General features: G+C 70.7%; 23 protein-coding genes and 1 pseudogene. 19 read left to right on the top strand and 5 right to left on the bottom strand.

Annotation, left to right across the window (positions count from 1 at the left end):
* Positions 1-112 precede the first annotated feature (112 nt).
* Positions 113-580: a hypothetical protein gene (locus IAI59_RS16855; protein ID WP_207443817.1), complete on the top strand. Its 468-nt coding sequence runs from the start codon at positions 113-115 to the stop codon at positions 578-580.
* Here the strand turns inward: IAI59_RS16855 and IAI59_RS16850 are convergent.
* The 3 genes from IAI59_RS16850 to IAI59_RS16840 form a co-directional block, all read right to left on the bottom strand.
* A complete protein-coding gene (locus IAI59_RS16850; RefSeq protein ID WP_207414953.1) occupies positions 554-2,650 on the bottom strand; it encodes a prolyl oligopeptidase family serine peptidase in 2,097 nt (698 codons plus the stop codon). The genes IAI59_RS16855 and IAI59_RS16850 overlap by 27 nt on opposite strands.
* Before the next feature lie 78 nt (positions 2,651-2,728).
* On the bottom strand, positions 2,729-3,151 hold the full coding sequence (locus tag IAI59_RS16845) for a tellurite resistance TerB family protein (RefSeq protein ID WP_207414954.1): 423 nt from the start codon (positions 3,149-3,151) through the stop codon (positions 2,729-2,731).
* A gap of 54 nt (positions 3,152-3,205) precedes the next feature.
* Positions 3,206-6,013 carry an ATP-dependent DNA helicase gene (locus tag IAI59_RS16840; RefSeq protein WP_408887599.1) on the bottom strand — a complete coding sequence of 936 codons (2,808 nt, stop codon included), beginning with the start codon at positions 6,011-6,013 and terminating at the stop codon, positions 3,206-3,208.
* A gap of 87 nt (positions 6,014-6,100) precedes the next feature.
* Between IAI59_RS16840 and IAI59_RS16835 the strand changes: the two genes are divergently transcribed.
* Both IAI59_RS16835 and IAI59_RS16830 read left to right on the top strand, forming a co-directional pair.
* The gene (locus IAI59_RS16835; RefSeq protein ID WP_408887601.1) at positions 6,101-7,747 is read left to right on the top strand and encodes a lysine--tRNA ligase; all 1,647 of its coding nucleotides are present in this window, start codon (positions 6,101-6,103) and stop codon (positions 7,745-7,747) included.
* A 5-nt stretch (positions 7,748-7,752) separates the two neighbouring features.
* Entirely contained in the window at positions 7,753-9,660 is a 1,908-nt protein-coding gene (locus IAI59_RS16830) for a phosphatidylglycerol lysyltransferase domain-containing protein (protein WP_237180346.1), read from the top strand.
* 37 nt (positions 9,661-9,697) lie between these two features.
* On the opposite strand, the gene IAI59_RS16825 is transcribed toward IAI59_RS16830, so the two are convergent.
* The gene (locus IAI59_RS16825; RefSeq protein ID WP_207414956.1) at positions 9,698-10,345 is read right to left on the bottom strand and encodes a S24 family peptidase; all 648 of its coding nucleotides are present in this window, start codon (positions 10,343-10,345) and stop codon (positions 9,698-9,700) included.
* Between the two features lie 143 nt (positions 10,346-10,488).
* Here IAI59_RS16825 and IAI59_RS16820 point away from each other — a divergent pair, with 143 nt between their 5' ends.
* The 16 genes and pseudogenes from IAI59_RS16820 to IAI59_RS16745 all read left to right on the top strand — a co-directional run bounded on the left by IAI59_RS16820 (position 10,489) and on the right by IAI59_RS16745 (position 24,209).
* Positions 10,489-10,938 carry a hypothetical protein gene (locus IAI59_RS16820; protein ID WP_207414957.1) on the top strand — a complete coding sequence of 150 codons (450 nt, stop codon included), beginning with the start codon at positions 10,489-10,491 and terminating at the stop codon, positions 10,936-10,938.
* Positions 10,935-11,507, top strand: a complete 573-nt coding sequence (locus tag IAI59_RS16815; RefSeq protein ID WP_237181153.1) for a hypothetical protein — start codon at positions 10,935-10,937, stop codon at positions 11,505-11,507. Before IAI59_RS16820 ends, IAI59_RS16815 begins: the two co-directional genes overlap by 4 nt.
* A 160-nt stretch (positions 11,508-11,667) precedes the next feature.
* Positions 11,668-11,892, top strand: a complete 225-nt coding sequence (locus IAI59_RS16810; protein ID WP_237180347.1) for a hypothetical protein — start codon at positions 11,668-11,670, stop codon at positions 11,890-11,892.
* 4 nt (positions 11,893-11,896) lie between these two features.
* Complete coding sequence (locus IAI59_RS16805; protein ID WP_207414959.1) at positions 11,897-13,327, top strand: portal protein; 1,431 nt, start codon at positions 11,897-11,899, stop codon at positions 13,325-13,327.
* An 8-nt stretch (positions 13,328-13,335) separates the two neighbouring features.
* The gene (locus tag IAI59_RS16800; RefSeq protein WP_207414960.1) at positions 13,336-14,061 is read left to right on the top strand and encodes a capsid assembly protein; all 726 of its coding nucleotides are present in this window, start codon (positions 13,336-13,338) and stop codon (positions 14,059-14,061) included.
* 224 nt (positions 14,062-14,285) lie between these two features.
* Positions 14,286-15,122, top strand: a complete 837-nt coding sequence (locus IAI59_RS16795) for a phage capsid protein (protein ID WP_207414961.1) — start codon at positions 14,286-14,288, stop codon at positions 15,120-15,122.
* 64 nt (positions 15,123-15,186) lie between these two features.
* Positions 15,187-15,756: a phage connector family protein gene (locus IAI59_RS16790; protein WP_207414962.1), complete on the top strand. Its 570-nt coding sequence runs from the start codon at positions 15,187-15,189 to the stop codon at positions 15,754-15,756.
* Positions 15,757-15,760: 4 nt separating this feature from the next.
* Entirely contained in the window at positions 15,761-17,641 is a 1,881-nt protein-coding gene (locus IAI59_RS16785; RefSeq protein ID WP_207414963.1) for a phage tail protein, read from the top strand.
* Positions 17,641-18,081, top strand: coding sequence for a hypothetical protein (locus IAI59_RS16780; RefSeq protein ID WP_207414964.1), 441 nt, complete (start codon positions 17,641-17,643; stop codon positions 18,079-18,081). The genes IAI59_RS16785 and IAI59_RS16780 overlap by 1 nt, the downstream gene beginning before the upstream one ends.
* Positions 18,082-18,120: 39 nt before the next feature.
* Positions 18,121-20,463, top strand: a complete 2,343-nt coding sequence (locus IAI59_RS16775) for a glycosyl hydrolase family 28-related protein (protein ID WP_207414965.1) — start codon at positions 18,121-18,123, stop codon at positions 20,461-20,463.
* Positions 20,464-20,465: 2 nt separating this feature from the next.
* Positions 20,466-20,780: a hypothetical protein gene (locus IAI59_RS16770; RefSeq protein WP_207414966.1), complete on the top strand. Its 315-nt coding sequence runs from the start codon at positions 20,466-20,468 to the stop codon at positions 20,778-20,780.
* On the top strand, positions 20,761-22,197 hold the full coding sequence (terL, locus tag IAI59_RS16765; protein ID WP_207414967.1) for a phage terminase large subunit: 1,437 nt from the start codon (positions 20,761-20,763) through the stop codon (positions 22,195-22,197). The genes IAI59_RS16770 and terL overlap by 20 nt, the downstream gene beginning before the upstream one ends.
* A 446-nt stretch (positions 22,198-22,643) precedes the next feature.
* Positions 22,644-22,907: pseudogene (locus IAI59_RS23470) on the top strand (polymorphic toxin type 50 domain-containing protein); the annotation flags it as partial.
* The gene (locus IAI59_RS16755; protein ID WP_207414968.1) at positions 22,907-23,233 is read left to right on the top strand and encodes a MafI2 family immunity protein; all 327 of its coding nucleotides are present in this window, start codon (positions 22,907-22,909) and stop codon (positions 23,231-23,233) included. The pseudogene IAI59_RS23470 and the gene IAI59_RS16755, both read left to right, overlap by 1 nt.
* Positions 23,234-23,393: 160 nt before the next feature.
* On the top strand, positions 23,394-23,618 hold the full coding sequence (locus IAI59_RS16750; RefSeq protein ID WP_207414969.1) for a hypothetical protein: 225 nt from the start codon (positions 23,394-23,396) through the stop codon (positions 23,616-23,618).
* A gap of 84 nt (positions 23,619-23,702) precedes the next feature.
* The gene (locus tag IAI59_RS16745; protein WP_207414970.1) at positions 23,703-24,209 is read left to right on the top strand and encodes a MafI2 family immunity protein; all 507 of its coding nucleotides are present in this window, start codon (positions 23,703-23,705) and stop codon (positions 24,207-24,209) included.
* A gap of 82 nt (positions 24,210-24,291) precedes the next feature.
* Here IAI59_RS16745 and IAI59_RS16740 read toward each other — a convergent pair whose 3' ends face one another.
* Positions 24,292-24,516 carry a hypothetical protein gene (locus IAI59_RS16740; RefSeq protein ID WP_207414971.1) on the bottom strand — a complete coding sequence of 75 codons (225 nt, stop codon included), beginning with the start codon at positions 24,514-24,516 and terminating at the stop codon, positions 24,292-24,294.
* Between the last annotated feature and the right edge of the window lie 40 nt (positions 24,517-24,556).

The following is a 24,556-nucleotide window of genomic DNA, read 5'->3' as shown; positions in this document are numbered from 1 at the left end:
GAACGGCCCGCCCCGCGAGGGGCGGGCCGTTCTGCGTTTGTGCCTGAACTGAAGGCGGAATGTGGCAAAACCCGTGTGAAACAAGGCAAGAAAAAGGCTTTAATGCGGCAGAATGTGTTTGCTGCACTGCACATCGCCGCGTAAATATATGGTGAAAGCCTGCTGGAGCATTGCCTTGATCGCGGACCATTTTGCCAAGTTCATTGTGGCCGCCATGATCATCATGGGAATGGCGCAGCCGGCCCTGGCGCGCGACGGGCAGGCCGGCGACTTCAGCCTCAGCGCCGTGGTGGGCGGCGCGCTGCCTTATTCCACGGGTGCTGGATATGTGGTGACACGGCTGATCGCCCCGGGCGACGGGGCCGGCGACATCGATGTCAGCCGCACGCTGCCGTTCGGTGGCGGGGTGAAAAACGTGTTCGATGCCCGGCCGCAATTCGGGTTCGGCGGGCGCTACGAACTGGGGCGCACCCGGGGCGGCGGCAAGGTGGCGCTGAAGGCCATGGTCAGCGCCGGCATGGAGCGCCCGGAAGGCGAGCGCCCCATGGTCGGGCTAGCGGGGATCAGCCTGATCTTCTGAAGCCGGTTCCCAGCCGATCGCGCGGCGCAGAAAGGCAGCGCCGATGGCCATGAAGCGCGCCGTCTCGGCATTGTCCTTGCCATAGCCGTGGCCGCCGGCGGCGGGCTCGTAGAAGCGGGCGTCGTAGCCCATGCGCTGCAGCTTGGCGGCCATCTTGCGGGCATGGCCCGGATGCACCCGGTCGTCCCGCCGCGTGGTGGCGATCAGGATAGGGGGGTAGGGACGCCCCGGCTCCGCCACATGGTAGGCCGAGAAGTGCTGCATGAAGGCCCAGTCGGCTGGGTTTTCCGGGTCGCCGTACTCGGCCATCCAGCTCGCGCCCGCCAGCAGCTTGGCGTAGCGGCGCATGTCGATCAGCGGAATGGTGCAGAACAGCGCGCCGAACCGCTCGGGAAAGCGCGTCAGCATGTTGGCGATCAGCAGCCCGCCATTGGAGCCGCCTTCCGCCGCGATGCGCCCCGGCCGCGTCACGCCGCGCTTCACCAGGTCGGCGGCGACGGCGGCGAAGTCGTCATGGCTCAACCGCTTGCCTTCGCGCCGGCCGGCCTCGTGCCAACGGGTGCCGAACTCGCCGCCGCCACGGATATGCGTGAGCACGGAGGTGCCACCGCGGCGCAGCCAGTTTTGCCCCGTGCTGCCGCTATAGGCGGCCGGCATGCTGATCTGGAATCCGCCATAGCCTGTCATGTAGACCGGCGCATCGCCGGTTTCGCCGTCCGGCCCCGTCTGCACGTAGGGGATGCGCTCGCCGTCCGAGGACACGGCCTCGTGCCGCGTGACGCGCAGGCCGGATGCATCGAAGAGCTTTGGCGCCTGCCGCAGCACCAGCGGGGCCGCCAGTTCCACGGAAGTCCGCAGCAGCGTCGGCGGCGTCAGCGGGTCCTGGGTCAGGGCCAGCAGGGTGCCATCGGATTCCTCGGCCTCCGAATCCAGCGGCCAAACGCTGACGACGCCGATCTCCGGCAGGCCGGGCAGGCGGTGCTCGGTCCAGGCGCCATCCCCGGGGACGCGGATGGTGTGCACCGGCTTCAAGTCGTCCAGCACGGACAGCACCAGCTTCCCCGCCGCCCAGAAGGAGCCGTCCAGCGCCCGCCGCTCGCCCGGGGTGAAGAGTGTGGTGAAGCGGCGCTCGCCCGCCAGCAGCGCGGACAGGCGGGTGCCGAGCAGCGTGTCGGGGGCGTGGGTGGTGCCGTCCACCGTCCAGGGCGTGCGCGGCTGCAGCACCGCGTGGTCGCGCGACCAGTTGACCCGCAGGTCGGTCGGCAGGTCCAGGCGCTGGCGGGGGCCATGGCGGTCGCCCAGATGCACGGCGACGTCGAAGAAACCGATCTGGTCCAGGAACACCACCCGCTCGCCATCAGCCGAGCGGTCCGTGCCGCACCAGGCGGCCATGTGGTCGGCCGGCACCTCGAACACCACGGGAGCGGCCAGCGGGTCGGTGCCGCGCGGCCAGCGGCGTGCCGTACGGGCATAGCCGGAGCCGGTGGCCATGTTCTCCCCCAGGGCGGAGCAGAAGATCAGCGTGTCCGCGTCCAGCCAGTCGGCGCTGCTCTTGGCCTCGGGCAGGTGGAAGCCGCCTTCCACGAAGCTGCGGGTCGTCAGGTCGAATTCCCGCAGCACTACCGCGTCGCCGCCGCCGCGCGACAGCTTCAGCAGCGCGCGCTCATGCGCCGGCGGGAAGGTGGTGGCGCCCTTCCACACCCAGTCGGCGCCTTCGGCCGCGATCAGGGCATCGAGGTCCAGCAGCACGTCCCAGGCGGGGGCGTCCGTGGCATAGGATTCCATGGTGGCGCGGCGCCACAGGCCGCGCGGATGGGTTGCGTCCTGCCAGAAGTTGTAGAGAAAGCCGCCACGGCGGGTGACGTGCGGGATCTTGTCCGGCCGGTCCATCATGGCGCGCAGCGCTTCTGCGTCGGTGGCGACGCGGTGGTCCGCCAGCAGGGCCAGCGTCCGGTCGTTCTGCGCTTCCACCCAGGCGGTGGCCTCGGCGCCCTCGACCTCCTCCAGCCAGAGCAGCGGGTCGTCGTCGGGGGCGGACAGGGTGGGGCGGGCGTCGGGTTCGATGGTCATGACCGTGAAGGTAGGTCATGCGGGGGCGGGCGCGAAGGTCGGGGAGGCGATTCCTGCTGTCCCCGGCCAAGCCAGCCGTCAGGCCATCTGGTAGCGCGCCTTGGCCGCGCGCTCGATGGCGCCGGCGATCAGGCGGTCGATATCCATGCCGATGCGGAAGTCCTGCAGGAACTGCAGCTCGCCCTGGGTAGCCTCGCCGTCGGCGGCGGCGACCTCGCAGGCCAGCAGGTAGGCGGTTTCGCGCAGGCGGGGGGGCAGGGCGTCGCGCATCATGGTGAAGGCGCGGTCCAGCCCGTCATTCTGCTCCAGCAGGGCGAGGCAGGTCTCGGTGACCGGCTCGATCTCGCGCGCGTGGAAGTCGGAGAACACCGGCAGTTCCTGCACCAGCCGCGACATCATGCCCAGTTCCGCGTCCGACATGTGCTGGTCGGCGGCGGACATCAGCACCATGGCGCAGATCAGTGCCTCGTGGGCCGTGAAGTGGGACCGGGTATGCGGCATGGCGGCAGCGTCTTTCCTCGTTGAATCCAGGCGTATCGCGGCCAGGATGGCGCTTCAACCCGCGGGGGGCGTGGGGGATGCAAGAAAAGCGGCGGTCTGGCGCACGGCCTCCGCCAGCCCCAGGCGGCGGGGGGTGACGCCGTCCGGCAGCCCGGCCAGCAGGCGCGACGGCGTGCGGCTGTCGAGCAGCACGAAGACGCCACGGTCGTCGGCGCGGCGGATCAGCCGGCCGAAGGCCTGGCGCAGCCGGTGGCGGGCGATGCCGTCGTCATAGGCGGTGGGGCGGCCGCCGGACAGGTGGATGCGCCGCTCGCGGTGCAGGATGGAGGGGCGCGGCCAGGGCACGCGGTCGAACACCAAGAGGCGCAGCGCGCGGCCGGGCACGTCCACGCCGTCGCGCAGCGCATCGGTGCCGAGCAGGCAGGAATCCTCCTCGGCGCGGAAGATGTCCACCAGGGTGGAGCTGTCCATCGGGTCGACATGCTGGGCGTAGAGCGGCAGGCCCGCCTCGGCCAGCGCGGGGGCGATGCGGGCGTGCACGTCGCGCAGCCGGCGGATGGCGGTGAACAGCCCCAGCGCGCCGCCGCCCGAGGCCAGGAACAGCTGCTGCATGGCGGCGGCGACCTGCCCGGGGCTGTCGCGGTTCATGTCCTCCACCACGATCGCCAGGGTCTGGCTGGCGTAGTCGAAGGGCGAGGGCAGGGAGGCGCGCACGGCGGGGCTGGCCAGGTGCTGCACGCCGGTGCGGGCCTCGGCCTCGCGCCACGCCGCCTCGGGGTCGCGCTTGCTGCTGGCGTCGCGCAGCGTGGCGGAGGCGATCAGCACGCCATGCGCGGGGGCGGCCACCTGCGTCGCGAAGGGCACGGTGGGGTCCAGCCAGTGGCGGTGCAGCCCGGCGTCGATGTCGCGCCCCTCGCGCCGGGTCAGCGCCACCCAGTCCACGTAAAGGGGGCGGGTGCCGGGCTCGGGCGGCGGTTCCTGCAACGGCTTCAACATGGCGAGCCAGGCGGTCAGCGGGATCAGCGCGCGGCGCTCGATGCTGCGGGCGGCGGTGTCCAGGCGGATGCGGTCGCCGGTTTCCAGCTCCTGCTCCGGGTCCTCCAGGATGTCGTTCAGCAGCTTAGCCAGATGCTTCAGCGGGTCGCGCAGGCGTTCCAGGGCTGCCTGCAACGCGGCGGCGGCGGCGGGCAGGCCCTCGTGCAGCGGGTAAAGGTCGGCCTCGGCATCGTAGATGGGGTCGGCCTCGCCGGTGCGGGCCAGCACCTGCAGGCGGGCGGCGCGCAGGAAGTCCTCGCCGGGGCGCGGGGCGTCGGGGTCGGGGGCCTCGTTCCAGCGGTCCCACCAGCCGGTGCCAGGCAGCAGGCGGGCCATCTGCTCGGTGTGGTCGAGCGGCGGGATCAGGGTGGGGTGCTCGGGCAGCAGCTCCTCCAGCCGGCGGCGCAGGCCGCGCGCGCGGCCGCGGCCGCCCTCGTTGCCCAGCAGCCAGCGGCGCAGCTCGGCCATCTCGGCGCCGGACAGCGCGGCGGAAAAGGCACCGTCCGCGGCGTCGAACAGGTGGTGGCCCTCGTCAAAGACGTAGCGCAGCGCCGGGCCGCTTTCCCCGTCGCCGCCGCGCGGGCCGAGGGCGGCCTGCACCATCACCAGCGCGTGGTTGGCGACCACGAGGTGCGCGGTCTCGGCGCGGCGGATGGAATGCTCGACGAAGCAGCGCTTCCAGTGCGGGCAGGCGGAATGGATGCACTCGCCCCTACGGTCGGCCAGCAGGGACACGGCGCCAGCGGGAAACAGCTCGGCGATCCAGCCCGGGAAGTCGCCGCCCATCAGGTCGCCGTCCCGCGTCGCGCCGGCCCAGCGGGCGACGAGCGCCAGGGCGGTGATGCGCGACGGCATGGCGCCGCTGGTCGCCTCGTCGAAGTTCAGCAGGCACAGGTAGTTTTCGCGGCCCTTGCGGATCACCACCTTGCGGCGCCGCTCCTCCGGGTCGGGGTAAAGGCGGGCCAGCTCCTGGTCGAGCTGCCGCTGCAGGTTGCGGGTGTAGGTGGCGATCCAGACGGGGGCGCCGTTGCGCTCGGCCCAGAGGCTGGCGGGGGCCACGTAGCCCAGGGTCTTGCCGGTGCCGGTGCCGGCCTCGGCCAGCACCAGCCGCGGCTCGCCCGGCACCTCGCGCGGCTGAAAGGCCATGGAGGCGGCGGAGGCGAAGTCGCCCTGGCTGGGGCGCTGCTCGGCGCCGTCGCCCAGGATCTCGGCAAGGCGCGCGCGGGCCTCGGTGGCGGAGACGGGCAGGCTGCTAGCGGGGGTGGGGGGCGCCGCCTCCTCCCATTCCGGCAGGGTGCGCCAGACCTTCAGGCCGTCATTGCTGCCGCGCGCCTTGGGCTGGCCGAGGGCGGCCAGCACCGCATCCGCCCAGGGCCAGTCGTTGGCGTCCCGCAGCCTCGCCGCCAGCATCGCGGCATCCCGGTTGGGCAGGGCGTTGCGGGCGCGGGCGAGGCGGCGGAGGATTTCCGTGGCGATCTCGGGCAGCAGGGCGGCGGCGGCCTCGGCATCGGCCGGGGCCGGCAGGTCCAGCGCCAGGGCCAGGCCGCGTGGCGTGGGGGCGGCGGGCTGCGCCGGCAGCGCGAAGGCGAACAGCTCCAGCAGGTCAAAGGCGCCGGGGATGGAACTGACGCCGAGCCGCTTGGCCATGGCCGGCGCGTGCACCAGGATGGGCGGGCCGAGGTCGCGCAGCGCCGCCACGGCGTCCTTGGCGCGCAGGGTGGACAGCTCGCCATCCGGCGTCAGCAGCACCGCCGCGCCATGGGTGGCGGCGATCAGCGCGGGCGCGTCGGGCAGCAGCAGGCTGGGGGCGAGGGGCGGCGGGGGCACCCCGCCTTGTAGGGGCAAAAGGCGAACGAGGCCATGCCGGCGCGAAGCGACACGGGCCTGTCGTTGACCCTGGGGCCGGGCGCTGGCATGGGGCGGGGCATGAACGCCGATCCCACGCTCCGTACCGTCAAGGCCTGGCCCTTCGAGGAAGCCGCCAAGGTCGCCGACCGCATGGCCGCGACGGGAAAAACCACGGCCCTGTTCGAGACGGGCTATGGCCCCTCCGGCCTGCCGCATATCGGCACCTTCGGCGAGGTGGCGCGCACCTCCTGGGTGCGTCATGCCTTCACCCGCCTGACCGGGCTGCCGAGCAAGCTGCTGGCCTTCTCGGACGACATGGACGGGCTGCGCAAGGTGCCGGACAACGTGCCGGACGGGGAGCGGCTGCTGAAGCCCTACCTGGGCCGTTCGCTGACCGCGATCCCGGACCCCTTCGGCACGCATGACAGCTTCGGCGCGCACAACAACGCCCGGCTGCGCGCCTTCCTGGATGCCTTCGGCTTCGAGTACGAGTTCGCCTCGGCCACCGACTACTACCGCGCCGGGCGTTTCGACGCCGCGCTTCTGCGGATGCTGGAGGCGCATGAGGAGGTGCGGCAGGTGATCCTGCCGACGCTGGGCCCGGACCGCCGCGCCACCTATTCGCCCTTTCTGCCGATCCACCCGCGCAGCGGCATCGTCATGCAGGTGCCGATGGAGGAACTGCGGCCGCAGTCCGGCACCGTGGTGTGGCGCGACCCCGAGGATGGCGCGCTGATCGAGACGCCGGTGACCGGCGGCCACGTCAAGGCGCAGTGGAAGGCCGACTGGGCCATGCGCTGGTTCGCGCTGGGCGTGGACTACGAGATGTCGGGCAAGGACCTGATCGACAGCGTCAAGCTGTCCTCCGCCATCTGCCGGGTGCTGGGGGCGGAGCCGCCCGTGAGCATGACCTACGAGCTGTTTCTGGATGCCGGCGGGCAGAAGATCAGCAAGTCCAAGGGCAACGGGCTGACCATCGAGGAATGGCTGCGCTACGCGCCGCCGGAAAGCCTGAGCCACTTCATGTTCCAGCAGCCCGGGCGCGCCAAGCGGCTGCATTTCGACGTCATCCCCCGTGCGACCGACGACTACCTGGCACAGCGCGAGAAGCTGCGGGCGCAGCCGGACATGGCCTCCGCCGCCTGGCACATCCATGCCGGCGAGGCGCCGAACACGCCGGAGCCGCCGCTCAGCTTCGCCATGCTGCTGAACCTCGTCACCGTGTCGGCCGCCGACACGCCGGAGCGGCTGTGGAAGTTCGTGCGCAACTACGCCCCCGGCGCGACGCCGGAAACCCAGCCGCTGCTGGCGCGGATGGTGGACTATGCCGTCGCTTATGCGCGGGACTTCGTGCTGCCGGGGTTGAAGCCCCGCGCGCCGACGCCGGAGGAGCGCCCGGCCTTCCTGGCGCTGGTCGAGTTGCTGCGGGCGCATCAGGCGGAGATCGAGGCGCTGCCGCCCGGCCAGCCGCAGGCCGAGCGCATCCAGGTGGATGTCTATGACGCCGGCCGGCGCGAACCTTTCATCCAGGTGATGAAAGACGGCTCGCCCGGCGTGTCGCGCGGCTGGTTCAACGCGTTGTACCAGGTGCTGGTCGGCGCCGACCAGGGACCCCGCTTCGGCAGCGTCGCCGCGGCCTATGGCATTCCGGAGACCATCCGCTTGATCGAAGAAGCCCTGGCGCGCGAACCCGCCCTCCCCGGGGAGGGCTGAAGACCATGCTGGCGCTGCTGCGGCGGCACGGGCCGACCGCCTTCGGCCTGGTGCTGCTGGCGGGCGCCATCTACGTGGTCCAGAAAGAATTCCGCGACCTGTCGATGCGCGACATCATGGCCGCGGTGGAGGCAGTGCCCTCCCACGCGCTGTGGGTCGCGGCCGGCTGGACGCTGCTGGCCTATGCGGTGCTGACCATCTACGACCGGCTGGGCTCCGTCTATGCCGGCAAGCCGGTGAGCTACCTGCGAACCTCGCTCGCCTCGTTCTGCGCCTACACGCTGGCGCATAACCTGGGCGTCGCCGCCGTGTCCGGCGCCGCGGTGCGCTACCGCTTCTACGCCGCCTGGGGGCTGACGCCGGTCGAGATCGCCAAGGTCATCGCTTTCACCAGCCTGACCTTCGGGCTGGGTGGCATGGCGCTGGGCGGCGCGGTGCTGGTGCTGGAGCCGGAGATCCTGCCCTGGTTCCGCGACAACCTGCCGCACTGGGCGATGCAGGGCATCGGGCTGGCGCTGTTCGCGGTGGTGGGGGCCTATCTGGTGCTGTCGCGCGTGCTGCCGCACTTCACCGCCTTTGGCCACAAGATCGACCTGCCAGGCTTCCGCATGGCGCTGATGCAGACGGCGCTGGCCGTGGTCGACGTCGCCGTCACCACCATGATCTTCTACACCCTGCTGCCGGCCGCCGACGGGCTGACCTTCGTGCGCTTCATGGGCATCTACCTGGCGGCCTATTCCGCCGGGCTGGCGGCCAATGTGCCAGGTGGGCTCGGCGTGTTCGACACGGTGGTGCTGGTGGCGCTGCAACCCTACGTGCCGGCGCCGCAGGTGATCGGCGCGCTGTTCCTGTTCCGGCTCTACTACTACATCGTGCCGCTGTTCATCGCGGGGCTCCTGTTCGCGGGCTTCGAGCTGACGCAGCGCCGCCACCTGCTGGCGCGCATGGGCACGGAAGCGCGCATCACCGATTCCCTGGAAGTGCCGGTTCTGGCCGGGTTGTCCGCCGTGATGGGCATCGGCCTCCTGTTCCTGGGCGCGCTGCCGTCGCGCGGCACGCGGCTGGCGGAATGGGCGGGGGAGTTCGCGGCTCTGGTGGGCCACTTCGCCTCCTCCGTCGTCGGCTCGCTGCTGCTGGTGGTCGCCTATGGCATGCTGCGGCGGCTGCGCATCGCGCGCATCGCGGGGATCCTGCTGTTGCTGGCGGGCGCCGCGGCGGTGGCGGTGAAGGGCGAGCCCTGGTGGCTGGTGGCGATCTTCCTGATCCCCGCCGCCCTGCTGGCCGGGCTGAGCAGCGCCTTTTATCGCGACGCGCGGCTGACGGGCGAGCCGATGTCCGCCAGCACGGTGATGTCGCTGACCGCGGGCGTGGGGTGCGCGCTGCTGCTGGCCAGTATCGCCTGGCGCGGGCCGGTGACCAACGACCCATGGTACGTGGTGCCGTTTTCCGGCTCCGCCCCGGGCTCGCTGCGCCTCGCGGTGGGCGTGGCGGGCGTGCTGCTGCTGGTGGCGGTGTTCCGGCTGCTGCGGCCATCCCGCCTGGTGGCGGAGCCGTATGACGAGGCCGCCCGGGCCCGGCTGGCCGCGCTGGGCGCGGAAGCCCCGCCGCAGGCCGACGGCGCCGTTTTCGTGGACGGGGCCGGCTTCGCGTTCCGCAAGCTGGACAAGGTCTGGATCGGGCTGGGCGACCCGGCCGGCGGGGAGCAGGCGCGCATCGCCGCCTTGTGGCGCTTCCGCGACATCTGCGAGCGCAATGGCGTGACGCATGCTTTCTGGCGGGTCGGGCCGGCCCTGCTGCGGGCCTACGAGGACAGCGGGCTGGCCGCCATCCCGCTGGACGAAGGCGGCTATCTCGTGTGCCGGGCGGAAAGCAATCCGAAGGACCTGCTGCTGCGCGCCCGCGCCGTGATGTGAGGCGGGCGGCCGGGGCTGAGGCCCCGGCCGGTGGTGGCTACTGGCTGGCCCACAACACCCGGTGCATCCAGGCGATCTCCGACAGGTCGAAGCTGTAGTTTGGATGCGCCGGGTTGAGGCTGGCCAGTTCGATCTTGCGGGCGGACTGGCGCAGCAGCTCCTTGGCCATCACCTCGCCGCGGCTGGTGCGGACCACCACGCGGTCGCCGCGCCGCACCGGCGAATTGGGTGACACGATGATGGTGTCGCCGTCACGGAACACCGGTTCCATGCTGTCGCCGGAAATTTCCAGGGCATAGGCATTGGGGTCCGATAGCTCGGGCGTGCCGATCTCGTCCCAGCCGGCGCCCACCGGATAGCCGCCATCGCCGAAAAACCCTTCCGAGCCGGCCTGCGCCAGCCCCAGCAGGGGAATGCGACGGCCGGGGTTGGGGCGGCTGCTGTTGTGCAGGGTCGGCGCGCCGGTCACCAGGCCGGCGAAGCTTTCCATTTCTGTGCCGGTCGCTTCCAGCACCTTGGCGATGCTTTCCGTGGACGGCCAGCGTGGCCGCCCGTCGGCGCCGACGCGCTTGGAAGGGTTGAACGCCGTGGGATCGAGTCCCGCCTTCCGCGCGAGGCCAGAGGCGGAAAGCCCGTGCTCGGCTGCCAGGGCGTCGAGCGCCCGCCAGATGTCGTCATGCCGCATGACGCGCATTGTCCAGGACCCTGAATCACCTTGCAAGATAGGTTTCCTAGGAACATGATCACATTTAGGTGTTGACGCCTAACAAGACTAGATTAATGTTCTCTTTACGTTCACTGCTTAGGCCAGAAAGGAAACACCGCCCCATGCCCGCCGCCCTCCGCACCAACAGCGCATCCGTACTGTCCTCCATGGCCAAGACCGAACCCTTCGACAGCGCCGAGGAAGCCTGGATCTGGACCATGGCCGCGCTGACCGCGCGCCGCGACGGCGCCCGCGTGGTGGCCGGCGCGGGGCGCAAGATGCGGCCCTGCGAGCCGGACGACGTGGTGAAGTGCCTGGACCGGCTGTACCGGCAGCGGCGCATCGATCTGGTGCACGCCCGCATCATGCGGATCTGGGGAGAGCGGGGCGTGGCCCCGGACCCGCGGCACCTGGGCGAGCGGAACGACTGGCGCGTGTGGAGCGAGGCGATGCAGCGCCTGGACTGGCCGCTGCGCATGAAGGGCATCGTGGCGGGCGCCCCCAGGGCCGGCGGCATGGCGGAGGTGGTGGAGCTGGCCGCGCGCTTCGGTGGCGGCGGGGAAGGGGCGTGACGCTGGCGGCGCGGCGCTTGGCGCCGGCGGCACGGCGGACGGGGGCGGTCGCCCCGCCCGCCGCGGTGATGGTGGAACAGGAACACGGCGCCGCATCTCCGCAAGGGGGTGCGGCGTCGCCGCTTCGGGCCTCGCCCCGCCACGTGCTGGCGGATGACGCGCAGCGAGTCTGGATCGGCTTTGGCGGGCGTGCGGATCGTGGCTGGCTGCGGCTGCTGCGGCCGGGCTTCCGCCACTGCTTCGCCGCCATCGAGGATGCCCAGGGATGGACGGTGGTGGAGCCGCTGTCCGGCCGCCTGCTGGTGTCGCGCCCCGTGCTGGTGCCGGGGTTCGACCTGCCGGCCTTCTACCGCCGTGCCGGCCTGCGGCTGGTGGGACCTTTCAGGCCGGGCGCCCCACATGCCGGGCTGCTGCCGGCCTTCGCACCCTATTCCTGCGTCGCGGTGTGCCGGGCCGTGCTCGGGCAGGGGGCGCCTTTCGCGATCACGCCGCGCGGCCTGTTTATGGCGCTCAGCAAAAGCATCGCCACCAAAGAAAAAGTTCTTGACGAAAGGAATTTATTCCCCTAGAACCGCTCTTGTCAACGGGCGAGCTGCGCCCGCTGACCTTCCTCTCCGATCCCTGGCGAACTCGCACGGGCCTGGACCGAACCCTCGGTCCGGGCCCGTGTCTTTTTGTGCCCGGCGATCGGAGCCCCTTCAAGGAGTTCAGTTGCGCATGGGTGGCCTGATGAAAGCCCCGAAGCCGGTGGTGGTGACCGCGTCCCCGGCCGCCGCCGCGCCCCCGGCCACCGCGACCCCCGCCGCCGTCGCCGCGACCGCGCAGGCCGCGCGCCTGGAAAACCAGGACCGCGCCAAGCGCGGGCTGGCCGGCACCATCGCGACGTCCGAGCGCGGCGTCCTGGCGGCGGCGGCCCCGCTGGCCGCGCCCCGCAAGACCTTGCTGGGGGAGTAGGCGCATGGAGATGACCCCCGAGGCCGTGCTGGCCCGCCACGCCCAGGCGCTGGAAAAGCGGCGCCCGTGGGAAGCGGTGTGGCGTGAATGCTATGACCACGTGCTGTCCGCCACCCCCGGCAGCGGCGGCCCGCTGCTGTATGACGCGACGGCGGCCGATGCGGCCGAGCAGCTTTCCGCCAGCCTGCTGGCCGAGCTGACACCCCCCTGGTCCCGCTGGTTCGGCCTGGCGCCGAGCCGCGCGGTGGCCGAGGGACCGGATGCCCAGGCCGCCGCCGCCGCGCTGGAAGATGCGGCCGAGGTGCTGCAGGGGCATTTCGACCGCTCCAACTTCGCGCTGGAGATGCACCAGGCCTTTCTCGACCTCGTGGTCGCCGGCACCGGCGTTCTGCTGGTGGAGGAAGCGCCGCCGGGCGAAAGCAGCGCGCTGCGCTTCACCGCCGTGCCGCTGACCCAGGCGGTGCTGGAGGAAGGCGCCGGCGGCAGGCTGGATACCATCTTCCGTGCCGTGACGCTGGATGCCGCCGGCATTGCCCGCCGCTATCCGGCGGCGATGCTGCCGGCCGACATGGCGCGCGGCGAGGAGGACCAGCCCGCCCGCTTCCGGGTGGTGGAGGCGGTGTGGCCGGACGGCCATGGCGGCGCCGGCTTCATGGCGGTGCTGGACCATGATGGCCGCGCCCTGCCGCTGGCGACGGGCCGCTTCGCCGACAGCCCGTTCATTGCCTTTCGCTGGCTGAAGGCACCCGGCGAGACCTATGGCCGCGGCCCGGTGATGAAGACGCTGCCGGACATCCGCACCGCCAACAAGGTGGTGGAGCTGGTGCTGAAGAATGCCTCCATCGCCGCCACCGGCATCTGGCAGGCCGAGGATGACGGTGTGCTGAACCCCGCCACCGTGCGGCTGGTGCCGGGCGCCATCATCCCCAAGGCGCCGGGGTCGTCGGGCCTGACGCCGCTGGCGGCGCCGGGCAACTTCGATGTCTCGCAGCTGGTGCTGGACGACTTCCGCAAGCGGATCCGCTCCGCGCTGCTGGCCGACCGGCTGTCGGCCCCGCGCGACAAGCAGATGACGGCGACCGAGGTGCTGGAGCGCAGCGCCGAGACGGCGCGGCTGCTCGGCGCCACCTATGGCCGGCTGCAGGCGGAGTTGCTGACGCCGCTGGTGGCGCGCTGCCTAGCCATCCTGCGCCGGCGCGGCGAGGTGCCGCCGATGCTGCTGGACGGGCGCGAGGTGCGGCTGACCTACCAGTCGCCGCTGGCCCGCGTGCAGGGCCGCGCGGACGCCGCGAACACGCTGCTGTTTCTGCAGTCCGTGTCCGCGCTGGGCGCCGAGGCGGTGCAGCAGATCGACGTCCCGGCCGCCACCCGACACCTGGCCCGCGCGCTTGCCGCGCCGGCCGGGATCCTGACTTCGACCCCCAGCGAGGAATGACGCCCCGCATGTCCGAGAACCTGCTCGAGCCCGCCGCTGCCCCGACCCCTGGCCGTCCCGAGGACGTGCCGGAAAAGTTCTGGGATGGCGAGGCCAACCAGCTGCGCGTGGATGCGCTGCTGAAGTCTTACAAGGAACTGGAGAAGCGCCTGTCGCAGCGCTTCGCGCCGCCCGCCGCCGACGCGCCGGAGGAGGAGCGCCAGCGCTTCCGCCGCGCCATGGGCGTGCCGGACAGCCCTAAGGAATACAGCATCGAGCCGAAGCACGAGATGTGCGGGCCGGATGCCGGCATCAACGCCAAGCTGCATGAGGCGGGCTTCACCTGCACCCAGGTGCAGCTGGTCTACGACCTGGCTGCCGAGCGCCTGCTGCCGCTGATCGCGGAGGCCGCCGCCGACTACGAGGCGCAGAAGCAGGCGGCCAAGCTGCACGAGGCCCTGGGTGGTGAGGCGCAGTTCCGCCGCCTGGCGCCGCAGATCGCCGCCTGGGGCCGCGCCAACCTGCCGCCCGGCGTGGTGGAAGCGCTGTCCACCACGGCCGAGGGCGTGTTGGCGCTGCACGGCATGATGGGCAAGGCCGAGCCCAGCTTGGCGCGCGAGGCCGAGGCGCCGGGCGCGACCGACGAGAAGGCGCTGCGCGCGATGATGCGCGACCCGCGCTACTGGCGCACCCGCGAGCCGGAATACGTCAAGCGCGTGACCGACGGCTTCAAGCGCCTGTTCGGCAACGGCTGACCCCGTTCGGCGGGGCAGGGGGCACTTCGGTGCCTGCCCCGCCGCCGCGGGCCGCCGGCGCGGTGCCCGATGGCACCCCGGCGGCCCGTTCCCCTTTCCGCCGCCGCCCAACCCGGTCCTGACCGGGCGCGATGGCGCGCGCGCCCTGCCGGCCCCGCATGGCGGGACAAACCGGCCGCGGCGCGCAACCCCCCTTTCTTCCTTGATCAAGCAGGAACGACAGCATGTCCGCCACCATTGACCAGGTTTTCGCGAAGCAGTTCGAGTCCGAGGTGCACGAGGCCTATCAGCGCCAGGGCAGCAAGCTGCGCCCGACGGTGCGCAGCAAGTCCGGCGTGCGCGGTGCCTCCACCGTGTTTCCGATCGTCGGCCGCGGCACCGCCGCCGCCAAGGCGCGCAACGGCTCGGTGCCCGTGATGAACCTCGCCCACTCGCATGTCGAGTGCTACCTGCAGGACTACTATGCTGGCGAGTGGATCGACCGCCTGGACGAGCTGAAGACCAACATCGACGAGCGCGCCGTGGTGGCCAATGCGGGTGCCTATGCGCTGGGCCGCAAGACCGATGAGCTGATCATCGCGGCGCTCGACGCCGGCACCAACGAGGCGGTCGGTACCGCCGCCGGCACCACGGATACCGACGGGCTGACCAAGGCCAAGGTGCTGTTGGCCTTCGAGAAGCTCGGCGCGGCGGACGTGGCCGACGACGGCAACCGCTTCGCGATCGTCGGCTGGAAGCAGTGGTCGCAGCTGCTGCAGATCGAGGAGTTCGCCAACACCCAGTACATTGGCGACGCCGACCTGCCCTGGAAGGGCACGCAGGCCAAGCGTTGGCTGGGCGCGACCTGGATGCCGCATTCCGGCCTGACCAAGAGCGGCAACCTGCGCTTCTGCTACTTCTACCACAAGACCGCGATCGGCCATGCCGTGGCGCAGGAAGTCGCCACGGACATTACCTGGCACGGCGACCGCGCCGCTTTCTTCGTCAACAACATGATGAGCCAGGGCGCCTCGCTGGTCGATGAGACCGGCGTGGTGCGGATGCGCGCCTTCGAGGGCTGACGTATCCGGCCGGGGGCATGGTGCCCCCGGCCGTTCTTCCGCATCCGCACAGGAGACTTCACCGATGGCGCTCTCCGCCCTCGTCCTTTGCTCGCGCGCGCTGCTGAAGATCGGCGCGCAGCCCGTCGCATCCTTCGACGAAGGGACCGCCGAGGCGGAGGTGGCGGCCAACCTCTACCCCTCCGTGCGCGACGCGCTGCTGTCCGCCCATCCCTGGAGCTTTGCCAGCGGGCAGATGGACCTGCCGCAACTGGCCGACGTGCCCTTCGCCGACTACCGCCGCGCCTTTCAGCTGCCGGCGGACTTCCTGCGGGTGTTGTCGGCCGGTTCCGGCGGCAGCGGGCGCGGGCTGCGCTATCGCATCCAGGAACAGCGGCTGCACACGGATGCCGATGCCGTGACGCTCACCTACGTGTTCCGGCCGGAGGAAACCGAGTTTCCGCCGTTCTTCGCCTCGGCCCTGGTGACCAAGCTGGCGGCGGAGTTCTGCATTCCGCTGACCGAGAGCACGGCGCGCGCCGAGCTGCTGCACCGTCTCGCGGAAAACGAGTTCCGCGCCGCGCGGCAGACCGATAGCCAGCAGAGCACGACCCGGGCGATCGAGGACTTTCCGCTGATCCTGGCGCGGGGGTGACACCATGGCCATGGGCCGCAGCGTCAAGACCAGCTTCACCGCGGGCGAACTCGGCGACCAGCTTCTTGGCCGGGGGGACCTGCGCGCTTTCGAGAACGGCGCGCGCCGCCTGCGCAACGTCTTCATCCAACCCACCGGTGGCGTCACGCGCCGCCCAGGCGCGCGCCACGTGGCGCTGCTGCCCGGCGCGTCCCGCCTGATCAGCTTCGAGTTCAACACCGAGCAGACCTATCTGCTGGTGCTCGGCGACCGGCAGCTGCAGGTATTCATGGGCGACACGCCCGTCGCCACCATGCCAGCACCCTGGACGGCCGGGATGCTGGACAACATCGCAAGCACGCAAAGCGCCGATACGCTGCTGCTGCTGCACCCCGACATGCCGCCGCAGCGCGTGACGCGCAGCAGCCACACCGCCTGGACCCTGAGGGGCTGGGACTTCCGTGCCGAGCCGTTCCACCGCTTCGCGCCGCCCGGCCTGACGCTGGCCGCCAGCGGCACCGGTGGCAGCGTGACGCTGACGGCCAGCGCGGACCTGTTCGGCAACACTCATGTCGGCGCGCGTTTTCGCATCGGGTTGCAGAAGCTGCTGATCACGGCCGTGAACTCCTCCACCAGCGCGGTGGCGATGGTGGAGGACACGCTGGCTTCCGCCGCCGCCACGGCGGACTGGGACGAAAGCGCCTTCAGCGCCGCGCGCGGCTGGCCGGTGACCGCCTGCTTCCACCAGGATCGCCTGGTGCTGGGCGGATCGCGCGACCTGCCCAACCGCCTGTGGCTGTCCCGCTCGGGCGATTTGTTCAATTTCGACCTCGGCACCGGTCTGGACGACCAGGCGATCGAGTTCGGCCTCCTGTCGGATCAGGTGAACGCCATCCGCGCCGTGTTTTCCGGACGCCACCTGCAGGTTTTCACCTCGGGTGCCGAATGGATGGTGACCGGCGACCCGATGACGCCCGCCTCCATCCAGCTCCACCGGCAAACGCGCATCGGCTCGCCGGTCAACCGCATCGTGCAACCGGTGGATGTCGATGGCAGCACCATCTTTGTCGGCCGTTCCGGCCAGGCCGTGCATGAATACGCCTATACCGACGTGCAGCAGGCCTATCAGGCGAACGACCTGGCGCTGGTGGCGCGGCATCTGGTGCAGACACCAGTTTCCATGGCGTACGACCAGACCCGGCGGCTGCTGCATGTCGCCATGGAAGGCGGCTGGCTCGCCACGCTGACGCTGTACCGCAACGAGCAGGTCACCGCCTGGACGCGGCAGGACACCGACGGCACCTTCACGGCGCTGGCGGAGATCGACGGCACCGTCTGGTGCGTCGCCAAACGGCTGGGCGGCTGGCGGCTGGAGCGGCTGGACGACGCGCTGTGCGTCGATGCCGGGCTGAGCGGCGAAGCCGCCACGCCACACGGCCTGTGGAAGGGCCTGGAGCACCTACCCGGCGCCACCGTGCAGGTGGTGGCCGACGGCGCCCCCCGCCGCCCGCTGCCGGTGCTGTCCGGTGGCGTGACGCTGGAGGAGCCGGCCAGCAGCGTGCAGGCCGGCCTCGGCTTCACGCATGTGATCGAGCCGCTGCCGCCACAGTTGTTCGGTGCCGCCGGTGCGCGCAGCGGGCCCCTGCGCCTGGTCATGGCAACCTTCCGCCTGCTGGAAACGGCGTCGCTGTCGGTCGATCTCGGCCGCGGTCCGGCACCCGTGCCATTCCGGCGGCTGGACACGCCCATGCTGGATGCCGCGCCCGCCCGCTTCACCGGAGACGTGTCGCTGCGCGGCCTGGGATGGCGGCGCGACACCATCCGGCCGCTGTGGCGCATCGAGGGCGACGTGCCGCTGCCGATGACGCTGCTTTCCGTCACCACCGAAACCAGGATGACCGACTGATGGCCCAACTCGTTCCCATCGCGGCCGTCGCCGGCACCGCCGCCTCGCTCTACGGCACCGTGCGGCAGGGGCAGCAGCAGCAGGCCACCGCCAAGGCGCAAGCGCAGCAGCAGCAGGATGCGCTGAACAGCCGCGCGCAGCAGCTCGCCGCCGCGCAGGCGGTCGATGCCCGTGGGCAGCAGGACAAGCTGGAACGCACCGTCGCCTCCGCCCGCGCGCGGATGGCGGCCTCCGGCGTCAGCCCGGACCAGGGCTCGGCCGGGGCCATCACGGCGGGGCTGGCGGAGGATGCCGCGAGCGCCTCGGCCGATAGTGCCGAAAGTTATGCCGGGCGCATGGCCGCGGGCCGCTCCAGCCTGCTGAACGGCGACGGCTCGCTGACCACCTGGCTGCGCGCCGGCAACAGCTTCGGCAGCGCGGTGCGCAACCTGCTCGACTGAGGCAGCCCCTCCTTCCACCCTTCCGCACGAGAGATCCGAATGGCCGAGCATATCCGCATCGGCGACGTCGCGCCGCGTGTGCACTACGCGGCGGATGGCGCGCAGACCGTGTTCATCTTCCCTTTCCCCATCTTCAAGCCCGCCGACATCGAGATCCGCATCGATGGGCTGCTGTTCGCCGGCGGCTTTGCGGTGCAGGGTGCGGGTGCGTCCGAAGGCGGCAGCGTCATCTTCGCGCAGCCGCCGCAGGCCGGCGCCCTGGTGGCGTTGCGGCGGCGCATGGTGATTGCCCGCACCACGGACTTCCAGCCCAACGGCATGCTGCGCGCCAACACGCTGAACGACGACCTCGACCGCCAGGTGGCGGCGATGCAGGAGTTCCGCGACGAGACGGGCAGCATGCTGCGCGCCAATCCTGGCGAGGCGCCGACGGGGCTGATGCTGCCCGATCGCCCGGCCCGCGCCAACCGCGTGCTGGGCTTCGACAGCCTGGGCAACGTCACGGCCTTCGCACGGGAAGAAGGGACGCTGCGCGTGCCCTTCACCGGCGCCATCCCGCGCACCATCGCGGACAAGATGGGCGAGGTGCTATCGGCTCGCGACTTCGGCGCGGTGGGCGACGGTGTCACCGACGATGGCCCCGCGTTGCAGGCTGCGATGAATGCCGCTGCGGCGGCGGCCAAGCACCTGGTGATCGGCGAGGGCAGCTACCGCACCGCCATGCCGCTGCTGCTGCCGGGTGCCGCCAGCGGCCTGACCATGCGCGGGGTGATCGTTTATGCCGGCCCGGATGGCCGCACGGCGCTGACGCTGGGCGACGGCTATGCCGTGCGCAACGCCAACAAGCTGTACGACGGGCTGCGGGTGAAGCGGGCCATGCTGTCGAGCTGGCTGAACGAGGCCGACATCGGCATCGAGCTGCGCAACCTCGATGCCTCGACCGTGGAGATCCGCCAGGCGGAAGGCTTCACCATCGGCATCCGCACCACCGGCGTGGAGCGCGGCTTCGAGGATTCCACGCTGCACCTCGGCCGCATCGTGGACAACCGCTTCGGGCTGGACGTGCGCACCGCGACGGCGGCGGCGTGGAACAACAGCATCCGCTATATCGGCGGCCACTTCGCCTGCTCCTCGGCGACGCACCCGACCATGGACCGCTTTGGCGTGCGCTTTTCTGCTGCCCCCGGCGCCTATCCCCGGCACAACGCCCACCTCTTCATGGGGCCGGGCTTCGAGCTGCAGCGCCAGGGAACGCCGGCGACGGTCGCCGCCATTCCCTTTCTGCTGGAAGCCGGCGACGAGCGCGGCATTGTCGCGCGCGGCATGCGGATGGAGCAGTGCAGCACCTTCGTGGCGGCGCATAACGGCGGCGCCAACGATTGCGTCTACGAAGTGGCCTACACGGGTACCTACGCCTTCACCGGCAATGCCATCCTGTACGGCCCCAATGCCACGCGCGCCGGCGGCACGGTGGTGCCGCTGCATCAGGCGGCCGCGGCGCATGGAACGCCGCGGCTGGTGGCGGCGGCCGAGAACGTGCGTGCCCGGGCGTTCCGGCAAACCATCGACACGGCAGGCGGCGTCGGCTTCGAGCAGATGGCGGTGCTGTCCGGCAATCCGGCCGGTCCGCCCGGCAACCTGTCCGGCTTCGCATTTGCGGGACTGACGCAGTTCGGATTGAACGCCGACAGTGTCGGCCTGCCGACCAGCCGCGCGCTGTCCTTCGTGGTGGATTGTGGCGAGTGCAAGGAGTTCTTTATCGCCGCCGAGGGCAGCGAGCTGCGGCCCGTTGTCATGCAATTCGATGCCAACGAGGCGGTGCTGGACAGCATGAGCCCGGTGCTGCTGTCCAACATGAACACGGTCTGGGCCGGGACGCCGTCATTCTTCTGGGAAGGCAATGCCGACCTCGATAGCCTGGTGGGCGGGTTGGCCATCAACAAGCTGCAGCGGGTCACGCTGCATGCCAATGCGCGCTTCGCGGCCATCGGCGTGCGCGGTGGCAGCGCCACGGCGGTGCTGAAGGCTCTGCGCCTGTTCTGCCCGCCGCTCTACGCGCCGACGCTGCTGTATGGCGGCAGCCGCAAATGGGGCGTGCGGGAATACACCACGAGCGATGCCGGATGGGTGGTGCCCGCGCTGGCCGCGGGCGCCAGCACCTCGCGCGATGTCGCGATGCCCGGCATCCGGCAGGGCGACTTCGTGCAGGCCTCCTTCGCCAAGACGGCGGGCTTCCAGAATGGCGGCGTGGTGTTTCACGCCGCCGTCGGTGGCAGCGCCGGCAGCGACCAAGTGCGCGTCACGGCGCAGAACCACAGCGGCGGCAGCATCACGGTGGATGCCGGCACGCTGTTTGTGCGCGCCACCAAACCGAGGATCTAAGCATGAAGGGCATCCCACCGGCGCTGGCCGCCGAGCTGGAATCGGCGGTGATGCGCGTGGCGGAGGATTACGGCGCCTTCGTTTCGCGCGGGCCGGCACCGGGCATGCATGACGACGCCAAGGCCTTCGCCGCGCACCACGCCGCGGCGAAGTCGGCACTGGCCCATCTGGAGCACTTGCTGAAGATCGCCCGCGCCGCCGCGCCGAATGGCGATGCGGCGGTGGTGGACGAGGCACAGGCCATGCTGCTGCAGGCCCGCGGCATGATCGGCGCGGAACCGGCGGAGGATGACGAGGATGACGGCGCCGCCAGCTGATCTGCTGGAATTCGTCTGGGTCTGGAACACGCATCTGGGCCAGGGCACGCCACCGGTGCATCGCCGCATCCTGCGGTGGCTGGATTCGCGCAAGCATGCGCAGGACGGCCGGCTGCTGCTGATGGCCTTCCGTGGCTGCGGCAAGTCCACGCTGGTCGGGCTGTATTGCGCCTGGCTGCTGTCACGCGCGCCGGAAACGCGCATCCTGGTGCTGGCGGCGGATCACGCGCTGGCGACCAAGATGGTGGCCTCCGCCCGGCGCATCGTGGAGCGGCATCCGTTGTGCCGGCACTTGATCCCGCAGAACGCGGAATCCTGGGCGGTGGACCGCTTCACGGTGCGGCGGGCGGGGGCGTTGCGCGACCCTTCCGTGCTGGCGGCGGGGCTGGGCGGCAACATCACGGGCACGCGCGCCGAGGTGATCATCTGCGACGACGTCGAGGTCGCAGGCAACTGCGATTCCCCTGGCAAGCGCGAGGAACTGCGCGAGCGGCTGGCGGAAACGGAGTTCATCCTGACGCCGGGCGGCACGATCCTCTACGTCGGCACACCGCATTGTGCCGAAAGCCTGTACCTGGCGCCGGACGAGGGTGAAGCGTTTCTGGGCAGCTACAAGCGCCTGCGGATCCCGCTGCTGGACGGTCAGGGGCGCAGTGCCTGGCCGGAGCGCTTCCCGGTCGAGATGGTGGCGCGCACGCGCGAACAGGTGGGGCCGATCCATTTCGGCCGGCAGATGCTGCTGCGCCCGGTGGCGGGCGGCGCCGCGCGGCTCGATCCGAAGCAGATCATCCGCTACGCGGAGGATACCGACTACCACGAGGCCGCGGGGCGCCCAGTGCTGACGCTGCTGGGCAGGCGCATGGTTTCGGGCGGCGGCTTCTGGGACCCGGCCTATGGGCGGCCGGGCAGCGGCGACGGATCGGTGCTCGCCGCCACCTACAGCGATGCCGAGGGCAACCACTTCCTGCACCGCCTGGCCTACCTCACCCACGATCCCGGCGCGGCGGAGGATCCCGCCACGCAGCAGTGCAAGCAGGTGGCGCAGATCGCCCGCGAATTGCTGCTGCCGGTGCTGCGGGTGGAGACCAACGGCATCGGCCGCTTCCTGCCGGCGCTGCTGAAGCGGGAGATGGCGCGTGCCGGCGCCGCCTGCGCGGTGGTGGAGGTGCACAGCCGGCACGCTAAGCAGGACCGCATCCTCTCGGCGCTGGACCCGGTGCTGGCGGCGCGCAAGCTGCACGCGCACGACCGCATCTTCCGCACGCCGTTTCCGGTGGAGATGGCGGAATGGAAGCCGGATACGCCGGGGCTGCGGGACGATGCGCTGGACGCCGTCTCGGGCTGCCTGCTGGCCGAGCCGGTGCGGCTGCCGGGGGCGCCGCCGGCGGCGCGCGGGCCGGGGTGGCGGGGCATGTGAGAGCCTTCTCGATCCCTGGCGAAACGTGAGCCAAGAGGAATTCGGTTGATGTCGGTTGTGTCTGTCAGGGCGTACAGCCGGGTTTGAGACGGTCATCAGGAGCATGTCGATGCCCATACGCGAACCGTAGAGGACAGCCGGGAGAACGACGGCGGCCCGGGTGCGATCGGGTTCGGCTCAAGGGCTTCCGGCGAGCGCGGGTTCGGAGGAGGCTCCGTCGTCTATGTGATGCGCCGACGCGATCCGCTCGGCGGCATGGAGAAGCCGCAGCTTCTCGAGGGAGGTGGCGGCCTGTTCGGCGGGCCTCGGAGCTTCGGCGGGAATGGACCATCGCGCCCGCCTTCCCCGCCAGGACCGCCAGCGCAATCCGGACGCACCGCGCAACCCCAGCCTGGAAGAGCGGCCCGATCCCCCATCAATGCCGATAAGCAGGCCGGCACGGACCGCAGACGCAGGTCGATCCGGGGCGAGGTACGCTCCACGCGGATGCGGAGGCACTGTACCGCGAGTTCTCCGGCCACGGCACGATGAGGCAGGGCAGCCGCCCGGGTGTTGGAGGCGCCAAGGAGAGCTTTGACACGGGTGACCGGATCATTGGAATCTACAGGCACCTGGACGGACGAGAAGCTCAGACAACGCGCGGGCAGATCATTTACGGACGAACCGGGGCACATATCGTGCCCGCCATGCCAAGAGGATGGGTCGAATAATGGTGGTATGGGCCAATCTGGCAAAGATGCGTTCCGATCTGATCTGGTCGGCACAGCGCGCGCTGCGGGACCAGACGCCGGAATCGCTGCTGGCGTATTCGGTGGACGTCGACATCCCCCGTCACCTGCTTCAGCTCCGCGCGCATTTCGCGGCGCCGCCGTCGGAGGATGACCTTGACGATCTGAATTCCATCGAGGGTGAGATCTTTGGAGATTATGTCGACGACACCTTCATCGAAACGGAAATCGAGATCGTGGCACCGGGCCGCGAGATCCAGCCGCTCGGCGGCGGGCTGGCCTATCGGAAAAATGCCTCGCCCCGTTAATGCAGGTGGTGTCATAGCCTGTGGCGAAAGCCTGATGGCGCCGTGACGAGGCCGGACCATGGTGACCTGGGCCAATCCGTCGAAGATGCGAAGCGACCTCGTCTGGTCGGCACAGCGCGCCCTGCGGGACCAGAGCCCGGCGGAACTGGTCGCCTAGTCGGTGGAGGTGGACATCCCCCGGCAACTGCTGCGGCTGCGCGCGCATTTCGCCGTACCGCCGTCCGAGGACAACCTCGAAGACATGTTTTGTGTGGAGACAGACATCTTCAGCGATTACGTCGACGACACGTTCATCGAGACCGAAATCGAGGTCCTGGCGCCTGGCGCGGAGCCGAACTTCCTGCCGGGTGGCGTGGCCTATCGGCGGAGCGATCCGCCGGCGTGACGGCAGAGACGCAACACATTCCATGTTGACGCAACCTTAACCCCCCCCTGTCATGTTGCATCTGCACAGTGGAGCAGAACGCCCATGGCCCGGTTGATGCCCTGTCCGTCCCACCTCTCACCCTTGCCGGTGGATTGGTTCGATACCGGCCGCGACCCGATCGGCACCTTCCGCTTCCGCGGCGGGCGGGAAGCGCCGACCACCTGCGGCATGATCCTCGACCTGCCGGGCGGCCGCCGCTTCATCCCCGCGCGTCCGCCCGGCTTCGCCGCCGCCCCCTGGGGCGCCGAGGCCCGCTTCGAATGGCTGGCGGACCTTGCCTGGTCCGCCCGCCGCGCCTTGATCGGACAGACCCCGCGAGGCTTGGCGTTGATGCTGGTGTCGCTGGACCTGCGCGGCCATAGGGCTGGCCTGCGGGCCGTTTTCGACCGTCAGCCCGCTGCCGACGACGAGCAGCAGATCGCTCTGGTAGAGGCCGAGGTGACCGCCGACTTCGCCGGATGCTGTGCCGTGCAATCCGAACTGCTGCTGGCCGTGCCCGGCGAGGGGCCACCACCCGCAGGAATGGTCGCCTATCGCCGATGCGAATGATAAAATTTTAGCTTGCGTTAGGACAAAAAGCCTTTTAAGCCTGAGCTTGTCAGCGGGCGAACTATGCCCGCCGCCCTGGCGATCATGCCACCTTCTTCACCTTGACGATTTCCTCCGCATGCCGTGCCCGCCCGGGCGCGGTGATGCGGAAGCGGCTGTCCGTGCCTTGTTCGGCCAGTCCCATCTGGGTCAGGCGTTCCAGGCACGGGCCATCCTTGAGCCCTTCGGGCCGTCCCAGGCGCCCCACCAGCGTCAGGCGGTGCAGCGCCGAGCGGCAGCAGGTTTCGAGATAGGGTTCGTTCCACATCGTATCACACCACTGGTTGCCGCAGGGCGCCGGCGGCCCC

This window comes from Roseomonas haemaphysalidis (assembly GCF_017355405.1).
Taxonomy (GTDB): Bacteria; Pseudomonadota; Alphaproteobacteria; order Acetobacterales; family Acetobacteraceae; genus Pseudoroseomonas; species Pseudoroseomonas haemaphysalidis.
The sequence above is the reverse complement of the archived record's forward strand: the minus strand, read 5'-3'. Positions and strand labels throughout refer to the sequence as shown.